Consider the following 17,006-nt stretch of genomic DNA (forward strand, 5'->3'; position numbering starts at 1 on the left):
CCGGCTCGGCATGCTCGACGGGCAGGCGCTGCGCGCGGCGCGGGTCGTCGTGGACATCGGCATGCACCTGGAGCTGGAGATCCCGAAGGACAACCCGTTCGGCTTCCACCCGGGCGAGCGGTGGACGCCGGAGCTGGGCTGGGAGTTCATGCGGGCGCACTGCCGGGTGCCGGACGAGAACCTGCGCTTCGAGATCGCCACGGCGCTGCAGGAGTCGAAGCTGGAGAACCTCGGCCACCTGGGTGACCGTAACGACCACGACTCGCAGGGCCTGTTCCAGCAGCGCCCCTCCTCCGGCTGGGGCACGGTCGAGCAGATCACCGACCCCGAGTACTCCACGACCGCGTTTCTGAAGGGTCTGAAGCAGGTCGACGGCTGGCAGGACATGCCGCTGACCAAGGCCGCCCAGACCGTCCAGGTGAGCGCCTACCCCGACCACTACGCCCAGTGGGAACAGCAGGCCGCCGACCTCGTCGCCGAACACTGGAACAAGTAAGCACACAAGCGTGAAAGGCCGGCACCCCGAGACGGGTGCCGGCCTTTTGCGTATCTACGAGCCGAGAAGCCGGCCCTGCGAAGGACTGGCCGGCGTCAGGCCGGGTACCCAGCGCTCCACGTGATGCGGATGGTCAGCGCTTCCCGCCCGGAACCCATAGCACGTCGCCGTCCGGATTTGCCGTTCTTGACAGGATAAAGAGCAAATCGGAGAGCCGGTTGAGATACTTTGCCGGCAGGGGGCTGGTCCGATCGGGGTCGTGTGCGACCAGCGCCCATGCCGCACGCTCGGCGCGCCGGGCGGTCGTCCGTGCCACGTGCAGCAGTGCCGCGCCCGCGGTGCCGCCGGGGAGGATGAAGGAGTCGAGCTTGCTCAGGCGCGCGTTGTACTCGTCGCACCAGCCCTCGAGGCGCTCGACGTACTCCTCGGTCACCCGCAGCGGCGGGTACTTCGGGTCCGGCTCCACCGGCGTCGCCAGGTCCGCGCCGACGTCGAACATGTCGTTCTGCACGGACTCCAGCACGGCTCGCAGCTCGTCCGAGAGCTGCCCCAGGGCGAGCGCGACGCCGATCGAGGCGTTGCACTCGTCCACGTCCGCGTACGCGGCGATGCGCGGATCGGTCTTCGGCACCTGCTCGTTGTTGCTCAGCCTGGTCATGCCGGCGTCGCCGGCCTTGGTGTAGATGCGCGTGAGGTGGACGGCCATGACGCACAGCCTACGGATACCGGAACTGACGATCCCGGCCCGGCCGAGCCCGGTAGGGCCGGGGGACGCGGGAGATCCGGCCCTCAACGACGTCGACGTCATCCGGGTACGCGGTGACGCCCGGCTCGACGGCACCGTGCACGTGGTGGGTGCGAAGAACTCCGCGCTGAAGCTGATGGCCGCCGCGTTGCTCGCGCCCGGCCGCAGCCTGATCACCAACGTGCCCCGGATCACCGACATCGCGATCATGGGCGAGGTGCTGCGGCGGCTCGGCTGCGGCGTACGTTTCGGCCCGGACGACCCGGTCGACCCGATGGTGGCCCACGGCGGTGTGGAGCGGTCCCGCTCGGTGCTCATCGACGTGCCGGAACGGCCGGGCGCGGAGGCCGACTACGACCTGGTGCGGCGGCTGCGCGCGTCGATCTGCGTGCTCGGCCCGCTGCTGGCCCGCCGGGGGCACGTGCGGGTGGCCCACCCGGGCGGTGACGCCATCGGCTCCCGCGGCCTGGACATGCACATCGCCGGGCTGGCCCGGATGGGCGCGGAGATCTCCGGTGAGCACGGCTTCGTCATCGCCGAGGCGCCGGACGGGCTGCACGGCGCGGACATCGTGCTGGACTTCCCGAGCGTCGGGGCGACCGAGAACCTGGTCATGGCGGCGGTCCTGGCCCGGGGCGCCACGACGATCGACAACGCGGCCCGGGAGCCGGAGATCGTCGACATCTGCACCATGCTGACCCGGATGGGCGCGCGGATCGAAGGGGCCGGCACATCGACGCTGCACATCGTCGGCGTACCCGATCTGCGGCCGGTCCGGCACGCCACGGTGGGGGACCGGATCGTGGCCGGGACCTGGGCGTTCGCCGCCGCGATGACCCGCGGCGACGTGACGGTGACCGGCTTGGACCCGGCGTACCTGGAGGTGGCGCTGGACAAGTTGGTCGCGGCCGGCGGCCTGGTCGAGACCCGGGGCGACGCCTTCCGGGTACGGATGGACGACCGCCCCCGGGCGGTGGACGTGGTGACGCTGCCGTACCCGGGTTTCGCCACCGACCTGCTGCCGATGGCGATCGGGTTGGCGGCGGTGAGCGAGGGCGGCTCGCTGATCACCGAGAACATCTTCGACGGGCGGTTCATGTTCGCCAACGAGATGATGCGGCTGGGCGCGGAGATCCGTACCGACGGCCACCACGCGCTGGTGTGCGGCCGGGAGCGGCTGTCCGGCGCCCCGGTACGCGCGACGGACATCCGGGCCGGCGCCGGTCTGATCATCGCCGGGCTCTGCGCGGACGGGCTGACCGAGGTCTCGCACGTGCACCACGTCGACCGGGGCTACCCGGACTTCGTGGCGGACCTGCGGGCGCTCGGCGTCGAGGTGGAACGCGGCACCGCGCCGGAGGAGCCGGACCTGGCCATCTGACAGCCGCTGCTTATCCGTCGTTAAGTAGGGTTCTGGCAGACGTTGCAGAACACGGCGAGGGAGAAGCAGATGGCGGGTCGACTCGCGGTCGTCGGTGCCGGGCTGATGGGCTCGGGCATCGCCCAGGTGGCGGCGCAGGCGGGCTGGCAGGTGACGCTGCGCGACATCGACGACGCGGCCACGAAGCGGGGCGTGGACGGCATCCGGAAGTCGCTGACGAAGTTCGCCGAGAAGGGCAAGATCGAGGCGTCCGAGGTCGAGGCGACGCTGGCCCGGATCACCCTGACGACCGAGCTGGAGGCCGCCGCCGACGCGGACATCGTGGTCGAGGCGGTCTTCGAGAAGATCGAGATCAAGCACGAGGTGTTCCGCGCGCTGGACAAGATCTGCAAGGCGGACGCCGTGCTGGCCACCAACACCTCGGCCATCCCGGTGACCCAGATCGCCACCGCCACCGAGCGCCCGGAGTCGGTCGTCGGCACCCACTTCTTCTCGCCGGTGCCGATGATGAAGCTCTGCGAGCTGGTACGCGGCTACAAGACCAGCGACGCGACGATGGACACCGTCAAGTCGTTCGCCGAGGAGATCGGCAAGACGGTGGTGGTGGTCAACCGGGACATCGCCGGTTTCGTCACCACCCGGCTGATCTGCGCGCTGGCGATGGAGGCGGTCAAGCTCGTCGAGTCCGGCGTGATCTCCGCCGAGGACCTGGACACCGCCTGCAAGCTGGGCTTCGGCCACGCCATGGGCCCGCTGGCCACCGTCGACCTGACCGGCGTGGACGTGCTCCTGAACGCGACCCGCAACATCTACACCGACACCGCCGACGAGAAGTTCTTCCCGCCGGAGCTGCTCCAGCGCATGGCCACCGCCGGCGACCTGGGCCGCAAGACCGGCCAGGGCTTCTACTCGTACTGACCGGGCCGTCCCGCCCCCGGCCCGCGCGGCCGGGGGCGGTTCACGTCCGGGGCGGGTCGAGCGCGGCGCCGAGCAGCGCGAACGCGTCCGGGATGACAGCGCCCCAGTAGCCGAAGTTGTGCCGCCCGTCGGCCCAGGCGGCGCGTACCGGCTCCTCGGGCAGCGCCCGGGCCAGCGCCCGGACGTCTTTGAGGAAGTTGTCCTGCCGGCCGCACCAGAGCCCGACCGGGGTGCCGCGCAGCTTCGCCACGCCGGTGAAGACCGCGTCGCCGGGGCTCACCGCGGGGGAGAAGGCCGCCGCCATCCGCAGCCACTTCGGGTACGTCTCGGCGAGCAGCAACGCGCCGAAGCCGCCCATCGACCAGCCCCACACGGCCAGCCGGCTGCTGTCGAAGCCGCGCCGGGCGCACCAGGTGGGCACCTCCTCGCGCACCATCCGCTGCGGGTCGTCGTCACCGGCGGCACGCCAGGACAGCCGCCCCCCGGTGGCGCCCGCGAGCGCGAACGGCGGGGCGCCCCGGCGTACCGCGTCGGTGAGGAAGCGGGCCAGCCCGAACCGGCCGTAGTCGCGCGGAGTGGCCGACGCGCCGTGCAGCACCAGGCAGACGGGCAGGCCGCGGCCGTCGCCGTACCCGTCGGGCACCGCCGTCCAGAAGTCCACCTCGCGGCCGCGCGCGGCGGACGCGATGCGGATCAGCCGTTCGTCGCCGGCCGGGGCGTCCGGCAGGGCCGGCGCCGGTCCCGGGCGGGGGCCGGAGAGTTGCCGGGCGGCCAGGCCGCCGACCACCGCGGCGCCGGCCACGCCGGCGGCGGCGCCGAGCAGGGTACGCCGGGACAGCGTGGGTGCCATGCCGGCGAGTGTGCCACCGCCGGGCGCGCGTTAAGAAGGGGCCCTTTCTCTACCGCAGGCGTTAATAGGGGGCCCTTCCTTACACCTCAGCCGTCGCGCTTGGTGGTCCAGCGGAACGTGGTCAGGCAGAGCACCAGGCCGATGACGCACCAGGCGCCCAGCACCAGCGCGACGGTGCCCAGCTCGAACGAGCCGCCCGGCTCCCGTGCGCCGAAGCTGTCCGGCAGGAAGACCGAGCGCAGCCCCTGGCACATCCACTTCAGCGGGAAGATCGCCGCGACCTGCTGCATCCAGGTGGGCAGGCTGGTGAAGACGAAGAACACGCCGGAGATGAACTGGAGCACCAGCGCGACCGGGGTGACCACCGCCGAGCCGCTGCGGGCGGTGCGGGCCAGCGACGAGATGGCGATGCCGCAGAGCGTGCAGGCGGTGACGCCGAGGACGGAGACCCAGGCGAACGTCAGCCACTTGGCGGTGGTCTGCGGCAGGTCCAGGTCGAACATCGCCACCGAGACGGCGAGCAGCAGCACGGTCTCGGCGATGCCGATGGCCACCACCATGATCACCTTGCCGGCGAACCAGACCCACTTCGGCATCGGCGTACCGCGGTAGCGCTTGAGCACGCCCCGGTCCCGCTCGATCGGGATCCAGATGCCGAGGTTCTGGAAGCTGACGGTCATCAGGCCCGTCGCGATCATGCCGGTGATGAAGTACTGCGTGTAGCTGACCCCGGGCGCGATCTCGTCGCTGAAGATCGCCGCGAAGATCAGGATCATGATGATCGGGAAGCCCATCGTGAACACGACGGACTCCCGGCTGCGCAGGAACTGGGTGATCTCCAGCCGCCCCTGGCGCAGCGCCAGCGCGCCCGCGCCGGACCGCCGGGCCGCTGCGGCGGTGACCGGTGCCGCGGGGTTCGTCGTGGTGGTCATGAGTGTCCGATCATCCGCAGGTAGACGTCTTCCAGGGTCGGCCGCGTCACGGTGAGGCCTGGTACCTCGCCGCCGAAGCGCGCGGCCAGGTCGTACACCAGCGCCGTCGGCGTCGCGGTCTCCGCCGAGGCCGGCGTTCCGTCCGGGGTACGCCAGGAGACGGTCGCCAGCGACTCCTGCCGGTTGCCCAGCCGGTTCGGCGGCGCGACCTCGATCACCCGGCCGGCGGCGATCACGCCGACCCGGTCGGCGAGCGCCTCGGCCTCGTCCAGGTAGTGCGTGGTGAGCACGATCGTGGTGCCGGCGGCGGACAGGTCCCGGATCAGCTCCCAGAACTCGCGCCGGGCCTCCGGGTCGAAGCCGGTGGTCGGCTCGTCGAGGAAGAGCAGCTCGGGGCGGCCGATGATGCCCAGCGCCACGTCGAGGCGGCGCTTCTGCCCGCCGGAGAGCGTGTGCGTACGCGCCTTTGCCTTGGCACCCAGCCCGACCCGCTCGACCACCTTGTCCGGGTCGTCGGCGCCCGGGTAGAAGCCGGAGAAGTGGCGGACCACCTCGATGACGCTGAGCTCGTCGAACTCGCCGGTGCCCTGGAGCACGATGCCGACCCGGGAGCGCCAGCCGGCGTCGGGGTGGGCGGGGTCGGCGCCGAGGACGCGTACCTCGCCGGCGTCGCGCTGCCGGTAGCCCTCCAGGATCTCGACCGTTGTGGTCTTGCCGGCGCCGTTCGGGCCGAGCAGGGCGAACACCTCGCCCCGGTGGACGTCCAGGTCCACCCCGGCCACGGCGACGTTGTCGCCGTACGCCTTGCGCAGCCCTCGCACGGAAATCGCGAGCTCGTTCTCCATGCCGTCAAGTGTGCGTCGTGCGGTCGCCCGTTCCACTGCCGGGTCAGCTATATACGCGAGGTATACACTCGGTGTAGTCTCTGGGCATGACGGTTCCCCTGACCCTGCTCGGGCTGCTCGAACGCGAACCGAGCCACGGCTACGACCTCAAGCGCGACTACGACACCTTCTTCGGGCGCGGCAAGCCGCTGCCGTACGGGCAGGTCTACTCGACGCTGAGCCGGCTGGCCCGCGACGGCAAGGTGGTGGTCGGCGACGTCGCTCCCGGCGCGGGGCCGGACCGCAAGCGCTACGTCATCACCGACCTGGGCGCCACCGAGGTGGAGCACTGGCTGACCGAGCCGGTCGAGCCGGAACCGCACCTGCAGACCCTGCTGTTCACCAAGGTCGTGCTCGCGCTGATGCTCGACCGCCCGGCCGAGGAGTACCTGGACACCCAGCGCGCCGCCCACCTGCGCCGGATGCGCGAACTCACCGAGATCAAACGCAGCGGCGAACTCGTCGACGTGATGCTGGCCGACCACGGCCTCTACCACCTGGAGGCGGACCTGCGGTGGATCGAGACGACAGGCGCCCGGCTGGACGCCCTGAGAAAGGCGGTACGGCCATGAGCCCGATGATCGAGGCACGCGACGTCACGTACGCGTTCGGCGAGACACCCGCCCTGCGCGGCGCGAGCCTCGCCGTGGCGGCCGGTGAGGTGGTCGCCGTGATGGGACCGAGCGGCTCCGGCAAGTCGACGTTGCTGCACTGCCTGGCCGGCATCCTGCGCCCCGACTCCGGTGAGGTCCGGTTCGACGGCGCCCGGATCGACACGCTCGGCGAGGCCGACCGGAGCACGTTGCGCCGGGACAGCTTCGGCTTCGTCTTCCAGTTCGGCCAGCTCGTGCCGGAACTCACCGCGGCCGAGAACGTGGCGTTGCCGCTGCTGCTGCGCGGCGTCCGCCGCACCCCGGCGCTGCGCGCGGCGCGGGGCTGGTTCGAGCGGCTCGGGCTGGCCGGCCTGGAGCACCGCCGCTCCGGCGAGCTGTCCGGCGGGCAGGCCCAGCGGGTCGCGCTGGCTCGCGGCCTGGTCGCCGAGCCGCGGGTGCTGTTCGCCGACGAGCCCACCGGCGCGCTCGACTCGCTCACCGGCGAGGAGGTGATGACGCTGCTGTTGGACGCCGCCCGCGAGAAGGGCACCACAGTCGTCCTGGTGACGCACGAGGCGCGCATCGCCGCGTACGCCGACCGGGAGGTCATGGTGCGGGACGGTCGGGTCAACGCCCCCGCCGGGGTCGTCTCGTGATCGGGCTCGCGCTCCGGCTCGCCGTCGCGGGTGGCCGGGAGGCGCTGGTCCGGCTGGTCGCCATCGCCGCCGCCGTCGCGGTCGGCACCGGGCTGCTGCTCACCACGCTCGCCGGGGTGCACGCCACCGACGCCCAGCTCACCCGCTACGCGTCGATGTACCCGCAGGAGACGGTGGGCGGGTCCGCCAATCCGCTGCTGTGGTCGACCCGGTCCGACTACTTCCGGGGCGATCAGATCGTCCGCGTCGACGTCGCCGCCACCGGTCCGGACGCGCCCACGCCGATCGGCGTCCCTCGTACGCCCGGCCCCGGCGAGTACTACGCCTCCCCGGCGCTGCGGAAGCTGCTGGCCACCACGCCGGCCGACCAACTCGCCGACCGCTACCCGGACCGGGACCTCGGCGAGATCGGGCCGGCGGCGCTCACCTCGCCGGACACGCTGCTCGTCCTGGTCGGCGGCACCCCGGATCAGGTCGGAAGGCTGGACCAGGTCCGGAAGGTCACCCGGCTCGACGGCAACGGCGCCCCGCTGCCGGGGGCGGCTGTGGACCTCATCCTCGGCGTGGTCGCGGGCGGGCTGCTGTTCCCCGTGCTCGTCTTCATCGGCACGGCGACCCGGCTCGGCGCCGCCCGGCGGGAGCAACGGTTCGCCGCGATGCGGCTGGTCGGGGCCACGCCCCGGCAGATCTCGACGGTCGCGGCCGTCGAGGCCGCGCTCGCGGCGGCGGCCGGCGCGGCGGCCGGCTTCGCGGTGTTCTTCGCGTTCCGTGGGCAGCTCGCCGGCATCCCGTTCACCGGCATGCCGTTCTTCCCCGGCGACATGGCCCTCGGTGCGCCGGAGGCCGTCCTGGTGGCGCTCGGCGTGCCGGCGGGCGCGGCGGCCGCGGCTTGGCTCGCGCTGCGCCGGGTCCGGATCTCCCCGCTCGGCGTCACCCGCCGGGTCACGCCCCGGCCGCCCCGGGTGTACCGGCTGATCCCGCTCGCGCTCGGCCTGGCCGGGCTGGGCTTCGCCCTGGTGTACCGGCCCCCCACGTCGGACGGTCAGACCGCGCTGTTCCTGCCCGCATTGCTGCTTGTCATGGTCGGGCTGATCACGGGCGGCCCGTGGCTGACCATGGTCGGCGCCCGGGCGATGGCCGCTCGCGCCAGCCGGCCCGCCGCGCTCATCGCCGCGCGCCGGCTCGCCGTAAATCCGGCCGCCGGGTTCCGCGCGGTGGGCGGGGTGATGCTCGCGCTGTTCGTCACGACGGTGGCCGTCGGCGTGATGGGGACGATCACGTTCGAGCGTGGTCCGGCGCCCCGGGGCTCCCTGGAGGCCGGCCGGCTGTCGATGGTGCTGATGGACGACGCCCCGGCGCCCGGCACGCTGCTGGCCGATCTCGCGGCGATTCCCGGGGTACGCAACCCGGTGCTCGTCCGGGAGAACCCGGTACGCGGTGACGGCCGCGACTCCGGTGTGATCGCCTGCGCGGACATCCCACCCGCGTACGGGCGGTGCGCAGCCGGCGTGAGCGTCGCCGAGGTGCCGCCGGGCCTGATCCCCTGGCGGGAGTCCGCCTCGGCCGACCGGGTCTGGCCGTCGTCCCCCGTGGACCCGGCTGCCCTCGCGGGACTCCCGGCTGATTCGGTAGCGGTCGACGCGGAGGACCCGGTGGCAGTGGAGCGGGCCCGAACGGTCCTCGAAGCCGCGTTCCCCACCTTCTTCGTGGCGCCGAACGTGCCCGGCGACTTCGAGGCTGACTTCGCCGACACGATGCGGGGCTGGCAGCGGCTGGCCGACATCGTCGTGGTGGCCGGTCTCGTGCTCGCCGGGTGCAGCCTGGCCGTGGCAGTGGCGGCCGGCCTCAGCGAACGGAAGCGGCCGTTCAGCCTGCTGCGGCTCAGTGGTGCCCCGGTACGGCTGCTGCGCCGCGTGGTGACGCTGGAGAGCGTGGTGCCGCTGCTGACCGTCGCCGTGGTCGCGGTCGGGATGGGACTGGCCGCCGCGCACCTGTTCCTGCGCGCGCAGATGGGCTACGACCTGCGCATGCCGGGGGCCGGGTTCGCGGCGGTGGTGGCGCTCGGCGTGCTGGGCTGCCTCGCCGTCGTCGCCGCCACCCTGCCGCTGCTGGAACGGATCACTGGCCCGGAGACCGCCCGCAGCGAATGACTCGTACGGTGGGCCGGCCGCACGTCGGCCCACCGGTGCGGGCCTCGGGTTGTGTGGTTTTCCACACTCTCTTTTACTGAACGGTAACTTAAACTCCGGCCATGGACGACGCGACGCCGGGACGGCTGCCGGAGCGGGACCGCCCGTGGGTGATGCGCACGTACGCCGGGCACTCCTCCGCCGCGGCCACCAACGCGCTCTTCCGCCGCAACCTGGCGAAGGGGCAGACCGGCCTGTCGGTCGCCTTCGACCTGCCCACCCAGACGGGGTACGACCCTGACCACGAGCTGGCCTCCGGTGAGGTGGGCCGGGTCGGCGTGCCGGTGGCGCACCTGGGCGACATGCGGGCGCTGTTCGAGGGCATCCCGCTCGCCGAGATGAACACCTCGATGACCATCAACGCCCCGGCCATGTGGCTGCTCGGCCTCTACGGCACCGTCGCCGCCGAGCAGGGCGCCGAGCTGAGCCGCTGCGCCGGCACCACCCAGAACGACATCATCAAGGAGTACCTGTCCCGGGGGACGTACATCTTCCCGCCGGCGGCGTCGCTGCGGCTGACCGCCGACGTGATCGCGTACACGCTGCGCGAGATGCCCCGGTGGAACCCGGTGAACATCTGCTCGTACCACCTCCAGGAGGCCGGCGCGACGCCGGTGCAGGAGGTCGGCTTCGCGCTGGCCACCGCCGTCGCCGTGCTGGACACCGTGCGCGACTCCGGCCAGGTGCCGCCCGAGCGGATGGGCGACGTGGTCCAGCGGATCTCGTTCTTCGTCAACGCCGGGGTGCGGTTCGTCGAGGAGATCGCCAAGATGCGCGCGTTCGGCGCGCTCTGGGACGAGATCACCCGCGACCGCTACGGCGTGGAGAACCCGAAGCAGCGCCGGTTCCGCTACGGCGTCCAGGTCAACTCGCTGGGCCTGACCGAGGCGCAGCCGGAGAACAACATCCAGCGGATCGTGCTGGAGATGCTGGGCGTCACGCTGTCCCGCGACGCCCGCGCCCGCGCCGTGCAGCTGCCCGCCTGGAACGAGGCGCTGGGCCTGCCCCGCCCCTGGGACCAGCAGTGGTCGCTGCGCATGCAGCAGGTGCTGGCGTACGAGTCGGACCTGCTGGAGTACCCGGACCTGTTCGCCGGCTCGCACGTGATGACCGCGCTGGTCGACGACATCGTCTCCGGCGCCCGCGTCGAGCTGGAGAAGGTGCTGGAGATGGGCGGCGTGGTCACCGCCGTCGAGTCCGGCTACCTCAAGAGCGCGCTGGTGGCCTCGCTCGCCGACCGGCGCCGCCGGATGGAGTCTGGCTCGGACGTGGTGGTCGGCGTCAACCGGTTCACCGAGACCGAGTCGTCCCCGCTCACCGCTGCGGGCGCCGAGGCGATCGAGCAGGTGGACCCGGCCGTCGAGGAGGCGGCCACCGCGGGCGTACGCGAATGGCGGGCCGGCCGGGACGCGGCGGCGGTGGAGGAGGCGCTGGCGAAGCTGCGCGCGGACGCCGCCACCACGACGAACCTGATGCCGGCGACGCTCGGATGCGTCCGGGCCGGGGTCACCACCGGCGAGTGGGCGGGCGCGCTGCGCCAGGTGTACGGCGAGTACCGCGCGCCGACCGGACTGGCCGGGGCGGTCGGGACAGCCGGTGACGCGACCCTCGCCGGGGTCCGCGAGCGGGTCGCCGCGACCGCCCGGGAGCTGGGCAGCGGCCGCCTGCGGCTGCTGGTCGGCAAGCCGGGGCTGGACGGGCACTCCAACGGCGCGGAGCAGATCGCGGTACGCGCCCGCGACGCCGGGTTCGAGGTGGTCTACCAGGGCATCCGGCTGACCGCCGGGCAGATCGTGGCGGCCGCCGTGGAGGAGGACGTCGACCTGGTCGGGCTCAGCGTGCTCTCCGGCTCGCACCTGGCCGCCGTGCCGGCGGTGCTGGACGGGCTGCGGGCGGCCGGGCGGGGCGACCTGCCGGTGGTGGTGGGCGGGATCATCCCGGCCGCCGACGCCGAGACGCTGCGGGCGGCCGGGGTGGCCCGGGTGTTCACGCCGAAGGACTTCGCGCTCACCGGCATCATCGACGAGCTGGTCACGGTGATCCGCGACGCCAACGCGCTGGGGTGAAAGGAAGGGCCCCTTGTTAACGCCTCCGGTAGAGAAGGGGCCCCTTCTTAACAACCCGCCGCGGCGGCCCGGGTGGGTCAGCGGCTCTGGTAGGTCATGCAGTCGGCCATGTCCATGTCGGGGCCGACGGTGATGGCCGGGGCGTGACACTCCAGGTCGGCGTTGTGCCGGCAGTCGGCGCGCGAACACGCCCCCACCTGGGCGACCAACTGGTCGAGGCCGCCGCGCACCGGCATCTCCACGAACGTGTGGCAGTGCGCGTGGTCGCTGCTGCCGATCGTGATGGCGAAGGCGTGGCAGTCGTTCGTGTGGTTGTAGGCGCAGGACCGGACGGCGCACTCCTGGACCCGGGGCATCTCCAACGACGCGGTCATCTTCCCGTACCTCCTTGGGTGTCTTGCCCTGATTTTAGAGGTTTCGGGAGTCGGCGCGGGTCAGACGCGGAAGCCGGCCGCCCGGGCGGCGGCGCGCTCCCGTCGCCGCTCCCGGCGGCGGCGGAACAGCCAGGGTACGAAGAACACCAGGCCGAGCAGGAACACCAGCACCAGCACCGGCAGCAGCAGCGCCACCACCGACATGACCACGCTCGTCGCGTCCTCGGCGGTGCTGGCCACCGGCGCGCCCACGCCGGCCGTGGTCGCGTTGATGACCGGCCGGGCGGCGGCCTTGAGCAGGTGCACGCCGAGCGCGATGAGCACGCCGACCACCACCGGCACCCACTGGTGCGTGGAGAAGAACGTGTCCGGGTCGCTGACGGTGACCGTCTCCGAGCCGGCGCCCGCGCCGAACGCGAGCCCGCCGGCGGTCGGACGGACCACCGTCTGCACCACGTCGTTGACGTGGTCGACCACCGGCACCTTGTCGGCCACCGTCTCGACCACGAGCAGGACGGCGAGGATCAGCACCACCCAGCCGTTGCCGAGCCACTGCCAGCCGCTGGGCAGCTCGACCAGGTCGGTGTAGCGGGACAGCAGACCCATCAGCAGGAGGGGGATGTAGGCGTTCAGGCCCGCCGAGGCGGCCAGACCGGAACCGGTGAGGACTTCGAGCACGATCTCAATATGGCACCGGTACGCCAGTGGCGCTCGTCGGCACCCGCCGAGGGCTCGGCTACCCTCGGCGGGTGCGGTTGGTCATTGCGAAGTGCTCGGTGGACTATGTCGGACGGCTCTCGGCTCACCTGCCGCCGGCCACCCGGTTGCTCATGGTGAAGGCGGACGGCTCGGTGTCGATCCACGCGGACGACCGGGCGTACAAGCCGTTGAACTGGATGAGCCCGCCCTGCCGGCTGGAGGAGGCGCCCGGCGTGTGGCGGGTGGTCAACAAGGCCGGCGAGGAGCTGCGCATCACCCTGGAGGAGATCTTCCAGGACACGTCGTACGAGCTGGGCGTGGACCCGGGCCTGCGCAAGGACGGCGTCGAGGCGCACCTGCAGGAGTTGCTGGCCGCGAACCCGGAGACGCTGGGGGAGGGCTTCACGCTGGTCCGGCGGGAGTACATGACCGCGATCGGGCCGGTCGACCTGCTCTGCCGGGACGCGACCGGCGGCGCGGTGGCGGTCGAGGTGAAGCGGCGCGGCGAGATCGACGGCGTGGAGCAGCTCACCCGCTACCTGGAGCTGATGAACCGCGATCCGCTGCTCGCGCCGGTGGCCGGCGTGTTCGCCGCGCAGGAGATCAAGCCGCAGGCGCGGGTGCTCGCCACCGACCGGGGCATCCGCTGCGTGGTGGTCGACTACGACAAGCTGCGCGGCATCGAGCGCGACGAGCTGACGCTGTTCTGAGGCGCTGTCTCAGCGGCCCCGGCCGTACATCAGCTTGGCGATCTTGACGATGCGGGCGATGTCGGCCGGGGTGCGCTCGAACGTCATCGCCGGCAGCAGCGAGCGGGCCCGGCGGCGGGTGACCGACTTGGGGCGGCCGAACTCGCGCAGCCCCTCCTCGCCGTGGATGCGGCCGAAGCCGGACTCGCCGGTGCCGCCGAACGGCAGCGTCGACATGCCGGCGAAGGTCAGCGCCGAGTTGACCGAGGCCATGCCGGAGCGCAGCCGCCGCGCGACCGCCACCGCCCGCGCCCGGCCGAAGACCGAACCCCCGAGCCCGTACGGCAGCGCGTTGGCCCGCTCGACCGCCTCGTCCACGTCGCGGACCCGGTTCACGACGAGCGTCGGGCCGAACGTCTCCTCCTGCACGGCGGCCGAGTCCTCCGGCACGTCGACGAGCACCGTCGGGTGCACGTACGGCGGCTGGACCGCCTCCGGGCCGCCGAGCACCGCCCGGCCGCCCCGGCTCAGTGCGTCGTCGATGTGCCGGCGGATGATGTCGATCTGCGACGGCATGGTGATCGGCCCGAGGTCGGTCCCGTCGGCGCCGACAGTCAGCCGCCCGGCCTTCGCCACCACCTTCTCCACGAAGGCGTCGAAGACCTGGTCGACCGCGTAGACCCGCTCGATGCCGATGCAGGTCTGACCCGCGTTCGTCATCCCGCCCCAGACGCACGCCTCCGCCGCGGCGTCCAGGTCGGCGTCGCTGTCCACGATCATGGCGTCCTTGCCGCCGGCCTCCAGCAGCACCGGGGTGAGCGTCTCCGCGCAGGCGGCCATCACCCGCTTCGCGGTGGCGGTGGAGCCGGTGAACGCCACCTTGCCGACGCCGGAGCGGCACAGCGCCGCGCCGACCGCGCCGAAGCCGTGCACCGCCTGGAACACCGGCTGCTCCGGCACCACCTCGGCGAACCTGTCGACCAGCCACTGACCGACCGCCGGGGTGTACTCGCTCGGCTTGAACACCACGGCGTTGCCGGCCGCGAGCGCGTACGCGGCGGAGCCGATCGGCGTGAAGACCGGGTAGTTCCACGGGCCGATCACGCCCACCACGCCGTACGGCTGGTATTCCAGGTGACCGGTGAACTCGGCGAGGACCAGGCGGGAGCGGACCCGGCGCGGTCCGAGCACCCGCTGCGCGTTGCGGGCCGCCCAGTCGATGTGCTCCAGCGCGGTGAGGATCTCCACGACGGCGTCACCGACCGGCTTGCCGCCCTCGGTGTGCATCAGGTCGGCCAGTTCCTCGATCCGCCGGGCGAGCACGCCGCGCCAGCGCTGGAGCCGGTCCCGCCGGCCGGCGAAGCCGAGCCCGGCCCACCAGTTGCCGGCCTCCCGGGCGCGCTCGACGGCGGCACGCACGTCCGCCTCGGCCGCCAGCGGGAATCGACCGGCCTCAGCGCCGGTGGCCGGGCTGGTCGACACCAGTCGACCCTCGGAGATGAGCGGGGCGCCCGGCACATGCACTGCGGTCATGGCCGAAGTCTAGACCCGAAGATTACTCGCCGGTAGGTGTGGACGGGCCGTACGCTGCGCGGACGATCAGCCTGGCGCATCGACGGAGGTGCCGTCCGAAACGGCGAACGGGAGATGACCGGCCGGGGTCGCGGGGGTGACCGCGCGGTGGTGCAAGCCACTACGGTGAGGTGGCAGGCTGACGCCGCGGGGCGATGTGGGGTGGAGGTCGACTGTCCATGGAGGAGCATCCGGAGCTGATGCCGTTGCTGACGGTGTCCGGCGGGGCGATGCGAGGGCTCACCTTCAGGGTCGGCCGGGACGCGCAGGTGATCGGCCGCGCGCCGACCGCCGACATCGTGCTCGCCGATCCGCACCTGAGCCGGCGGCACGCCACCGTCCGGGCCACGCCCGAGGGGGTGCTGCTCACCGACCTCGGCTCGACGAACGGCACCTGGCTCAACGACACCCGGATCACCGGCAGCGTGCCGATCGCCGACGGGGACGTGGTCCGCCTGGGTCGCACCGACCTGCGCCTCTACGACCCGGGCGTGGCCCGGACCGACCCGGTCGGGATGAGTTTCGGCGCGATGCGCCGCGACCAGCGCCCGACCCTGCCGCTGCCGGTCCCGGCGCCCCGCCAGCCGATCGAGGCGCGCGAGACGCAGCCGGCCGACGCCCACTAGCCCTCCCGGGCGCGCGCCCCCGCCACCCTCCGGCCCTCGGCCCTCGGCCCTCGGTCGATCATGAAGTTGGCGGCGTTCCGCGTCCGATTTGTCGCCGCCAACTTCATGATCGACGCGGTAAGGGGGCGTGCGCCACGTTCGGGCGGTCCGGTGTGGCGGTGGGGCACATGGACCGGGCCCACCCGCGCGTGCCAGCATGCGCGGATGCGCAGCGCACGGCAGACGGTCCAGGCCAACGGCATCACCCAGTCGGTCCGCGTGGCTGGTCCGCCGGACGGCGTACCGGTCCTGCTGGTGCACGGCAACGTCTCCTCCTCCGCCTTCTGGGAACCGCTGCTGGCCCGCCTGCCGGAGACGCTGCGGGTGGTCGCCCCAGACCTGCGCGGCTACGGCGAGACGGACACCGCGCCCGTGGACGCCACCCGAGGGCTCGACGACTTCGCCGACGACGTGGCCGCGCTGCTGGACGTCCCGGGGCTGTTCCCGCCCGGCGCCCGGCCGGTGGTGGTCGGGCACTCGCTCGGCGGCGGCGTGGCGATGCGGCTGCTCGTCGGCCACACCGAGCGGGTGTCCGGGCTGCTGTTGGAGGCGCCGGTGTCCCCGTACGGCTTCGGCGGCACCCGGGACCTTGACGGCACCCCGACCACGCCCGACTTCGCCGGCACCGGCGCCGGGGGCGCGAACCCCGACTTCGTGGCCCGGCTCGCCGCCGATGACCGGGGCGCGGACGGCCCGACCAGCCCGCGCGCGGTGCTGCGTGCCGCGTACGTGGCCGACCCGGCCACGCTGGGCGAGCACGAGGACCTGCTGCTGGAGAGCATGCTGACCACCGTCACCGGCGACGACAACTACCCGGGCACGGCCGTGGCCTCGGCACACTGGCCGGGGACCGCCGCCGGGCGGCGCGGCGTGCTCAACGCGCTGGCCCCGGCCCACTTCCGGCTCGCCGACGAGCTGGTCGCCGCGCCGGTCAAGCCGCCGGTGACCTGGGTACGCGGCGACGCCGACGTGATCGTCTCGGACACCTCGCTGTTCGACCTGGCGTACCTCGGTCAGCTCGGTGTGGTGCCCGGCTGGCCGGGCGCGCAGGAGTGCCCGCCGCAGCCGATGGTCGGGCAGACCCGCGCGGTGCTGGAGCGGTACGCGGCGGCCGGCGGGGCGTACCGCGAGGTGGTGCTCCCGGGCTGCGGGCACAGCCCGCACCTGGAGCGGCCGGCGGAATTCGTCGCCGAACTGCTGGCCCTGGCCGGGGAGAACGCCACCGGCTGAGGCGCGGTGCGTGAAATATCCCACGGCGTCTCGACAACACAGCGTCACGTGGCAGACTCCGGCCCAT

17 protein-coding genes are annotated in these 17,006 nt (G+C 72.8%); 10 read left to right on the forward strand and 7 right to left on the reverse strand.

Annotated elements, in window-relative coordinates; all coding sequences use genetic code 11:
* Window positions 1-496, forward strand: a 496-nt coding sequence (locus AMK25_RS23230) for a DUF885 family protein (protein ID WP_198937656.1), incomplete at its 5' end; no start/stop codon positions are given.
* 133 nt (window positions 497-629) lie between these two features.
* Here AMK25_RS23230 and AMK25_RS23235 read toward each other — a convergent pair.
* A complete protein-coding gene (locus AMK25_RS23235) occupies window positions 630-1,202 on the reverse strand; it encodes a cob(I)yrinic acid a,c-diamide adenosyltransferase (protein ID WP_013475364.1) in 573 nt (190 codons plus the stop codon).
* Between AMK25_RS23235 and murA the strand changes: the two genes are divergently transcribed.
* Both murA and AMK25_RS23245 read left to right on the forward strand, forming a co-directional pair.
* Window positions 1,201-2,622 (forward strand): UDP-N-acetylglucosamine 1-carboxyvinyltransferase, encoded by a 1,422-nt coding sequence (murA, locus tag AMK25_RS23240; RefSeq protein ID WP_073830511.1) that lies wholly within the window; start codon window positions 1,201-1,203, stop codon window positions 2,620-2,622. The genes AMK25_RS23235 and murA overlap by 2 nt on opposite strands.
* A gap of 69 nt (window positions 2,623-2,691) precedes the next feature.
* Window positions 2,692-3,540, forward strand: coding sequence for a 3-hydroxyacyl-CoA dehydrogenase family protein (locus AMK25_RS23245; protein WP_073830512.1), 849 nt, complete (start codon window positions 2,692-2,694; stop codon window positions 3,538-3,540).
* A gap of 40 nt (window positions 3,541-3,580) precedes the next feature.
* Here the strand turns inward: AMK25_RS23245 and AMK25_RS23250 are convergent, their stop codons facing one another.
* The 3 genes from AMK25_RS23250 to AMK25_RS23260 all read right to left on the reverse strand — a co-directional run bounded on the left by AMK25_RS23250 (window position 3,581) and on the right by AMK25_RS23260 (window position 6,167).
* On the reverse strand, window positions 3,581-4,390 hold the full coding sequence (locus tag AMK25_RS23250) for an alpha/beta hydrolase (RefSeq protein WP_073830513.1): 810 nt from the start codon (window positions 4,388-4,390) through the stop codon (window positions 3,581-3,583).
* Between the two features lie 86 nt (window positions 4,391-4,476).
* On the reverse strand, window positions 4,477-5,322 hold the full coding sequence (locus AMK25_RS23255) for an ABC transporter permease (protein WP_073830514.1): 846 nt from the start codon (window positions 5,320-5,322) through the stop codon (window positions 4,477-4,479).
* On the reverse strand, window positions 5,319-6,167 hold the full coding sequence (locus tag AMK25_RS23260) for an ABC transporter ATP-binding protein (protein ID WP_073830515.1): 849 nt from the start codon (window positions 6,165-6,167) through the stop codon (window positions 5,319-5,321). Before AMK25_RS23260 ends, AMK25_RS23255 begins: the two co-directional genes overlap by 4 nt.
* Before the next feature lie 86 nt (window positions 6,168-6,253).
* Here AMK25_RS23260 and AMK25_RS23265 point away from each other — a divergent pair, with 86 nt between their 5' ends.
* From AMK25_RS23265 to AMK25_RS23280, 4 genes are all read left to right on the forward strand, one after another.
* Window positions 6,254-6,778, forward strand: coding sequence for a PadR family transcriptional regulator (locus AMK25_RS23265; RefSeq protein WP_069087235.1), 525 nt, complete (start codon window positions 6,254-6,256; stop codon window positions 6,776-6,778).
* The gene (locus AMK25_RS23270) at window positions 6,775-7,455 is read left to right on the forward strand and encodes an ABC transporter ATP-binding protein (protein WP_073830516.1); all 681 of its coding nucleotides are present in this window, start codon (window positions 6,775-6,777) and stop codon (window positions 7,453-7,455) included. Before AMK25_RS23265 ends, AMK25_RS23270 begins: the two co-directional genes overlap by 4 nt.
* Window positions 7,452-9,605 (forward strand): FtsX-like permease family protein, encoded by a 2,154-nt coding sequence (locus tag AMK25_RS23275; RefSeq protein ID WP_073830517.1) that lies wholly within the window; start codon window positions 7,452-7,454, stop codon window positions 9,603-9,605. The genes AMK25_RS23270 and AMK25_RS23275 overlap by 4 nt, the downstream gene beginning before the upstream one ends.
* A 101-nt stretch (window positions 9,606-9,706) precedes the next feature.
* A complete protein-coding gene (locus AMK25_RS23280; RefSeq protein WP_073830518.1) occupies window positions 9,707-11,710 on the forward strand; it encodes a protein meaA in 2,004 nt (667 codons plus the stop codon).
* Window positions 11,711-11,787: 77 nt separating this feature from the next.
* Here the strand turns inward: AMK25_RS23280 and AMK25_RS23285 are convergent, their stop codons facing one another.
* Both AMK25_RS23285 and AMK25_RS23290 read right to left on the reverse strand, forming a co-directional pair.
* On the reverse strand, window positions 11,788-12,084 hold the full coding sequence (locus AMK25_RS23285) for a DUF1540 domain-containing protein (RefSeq protein WP_043328704.1): 297 nt from the start codon (window positions 12,082-12,084) through the stop codon (window positions 11,788-11,790).
* Window positions 12,085-12,144: 60 nt separating this feature from the next.
* Window positions 12,145-12,762, reverse strand: coding sequence for a DUF4126 domain-containing protein (locus AMK25_RS23290; RefSeq protein ID WP_073830519.1), 618 nt, complete (start codon window positions 12,760-12,762; stop codon window positions 12,145-12,147).
* A gap of 71 nt (window positions 12,763-12,833) precedes the next feature.
* Between AMK25_RS23290 and nucS the strand changes: the two genes are divergently transcribed.
* A complete protein-coding gene (nucS, locus tag AMK25_RS23295; protein WP_073830699.1) occupies window positions 12,834-13,493 on the forward strand; it encodes an endonuclease NucS in 660 nt (219 codons plus the stop codon).
* A 9-nt stretch (window positions 13,494-13,502) separates the two neighbouring features.
* Here nucS and AMK25_RS23300 read toward each other — a convergent pair whose 3' ends face one another.
* On the reverse strand, window positions 13,503-15,005 hold the full coding sequence (locus AMK25_RS23300) for an aldehyde dehydrogenase family protein (protein ID WP_073830520.1): 1,503 nt from the start codon (window positions 15,003-15,005) through the stop codon (window positions 13,503-13,505).
* A 218-nt stretch (window positions 15,006-15,223) separates the two neighbouring features.
* Here AMK25_RS23300 and AMK25_RS23305 point away from each other — a divergent pair, with 218 nt between their 5' ends.
* Window positions 15,224-15,670 (forward strand): FHA domain-containing protein, encoded by a 447-nt coding sequence (locus tag AMK25_RS23305; RefSeq protein ID WP_073830521.1) that lies wholly within the window; start codon window positions 15,224-15,226, stop codon window positions 15,668-15,670.
* 204 nt (window positions 15,671-15,874) lie between these two features.
* On the forward strand, window positions 15,875-16,939 hold the full coding sequence (locus AMK25_RS23310; protein ID WP_073830522.1) for an alpha/beta fold hydrolase: 1,065 nt from the start codon (window positions 15,875-15,877) through the stop codon (window positions 16,937-16,939).
* The last annotated feature ends 67 nt before the right edge of the window (window positions 16,940-17,006 follow it).

Source organism: Micromonospora sp. TSRI0369, from assembly GCF_001905625.1.
Classification (GTDB): Bacteria; Actinomycetota; Actinomycetes; order Mycobacteriales; family Micromonosporaceae; genus Micromonospora; species Micromonospora echinospora_A.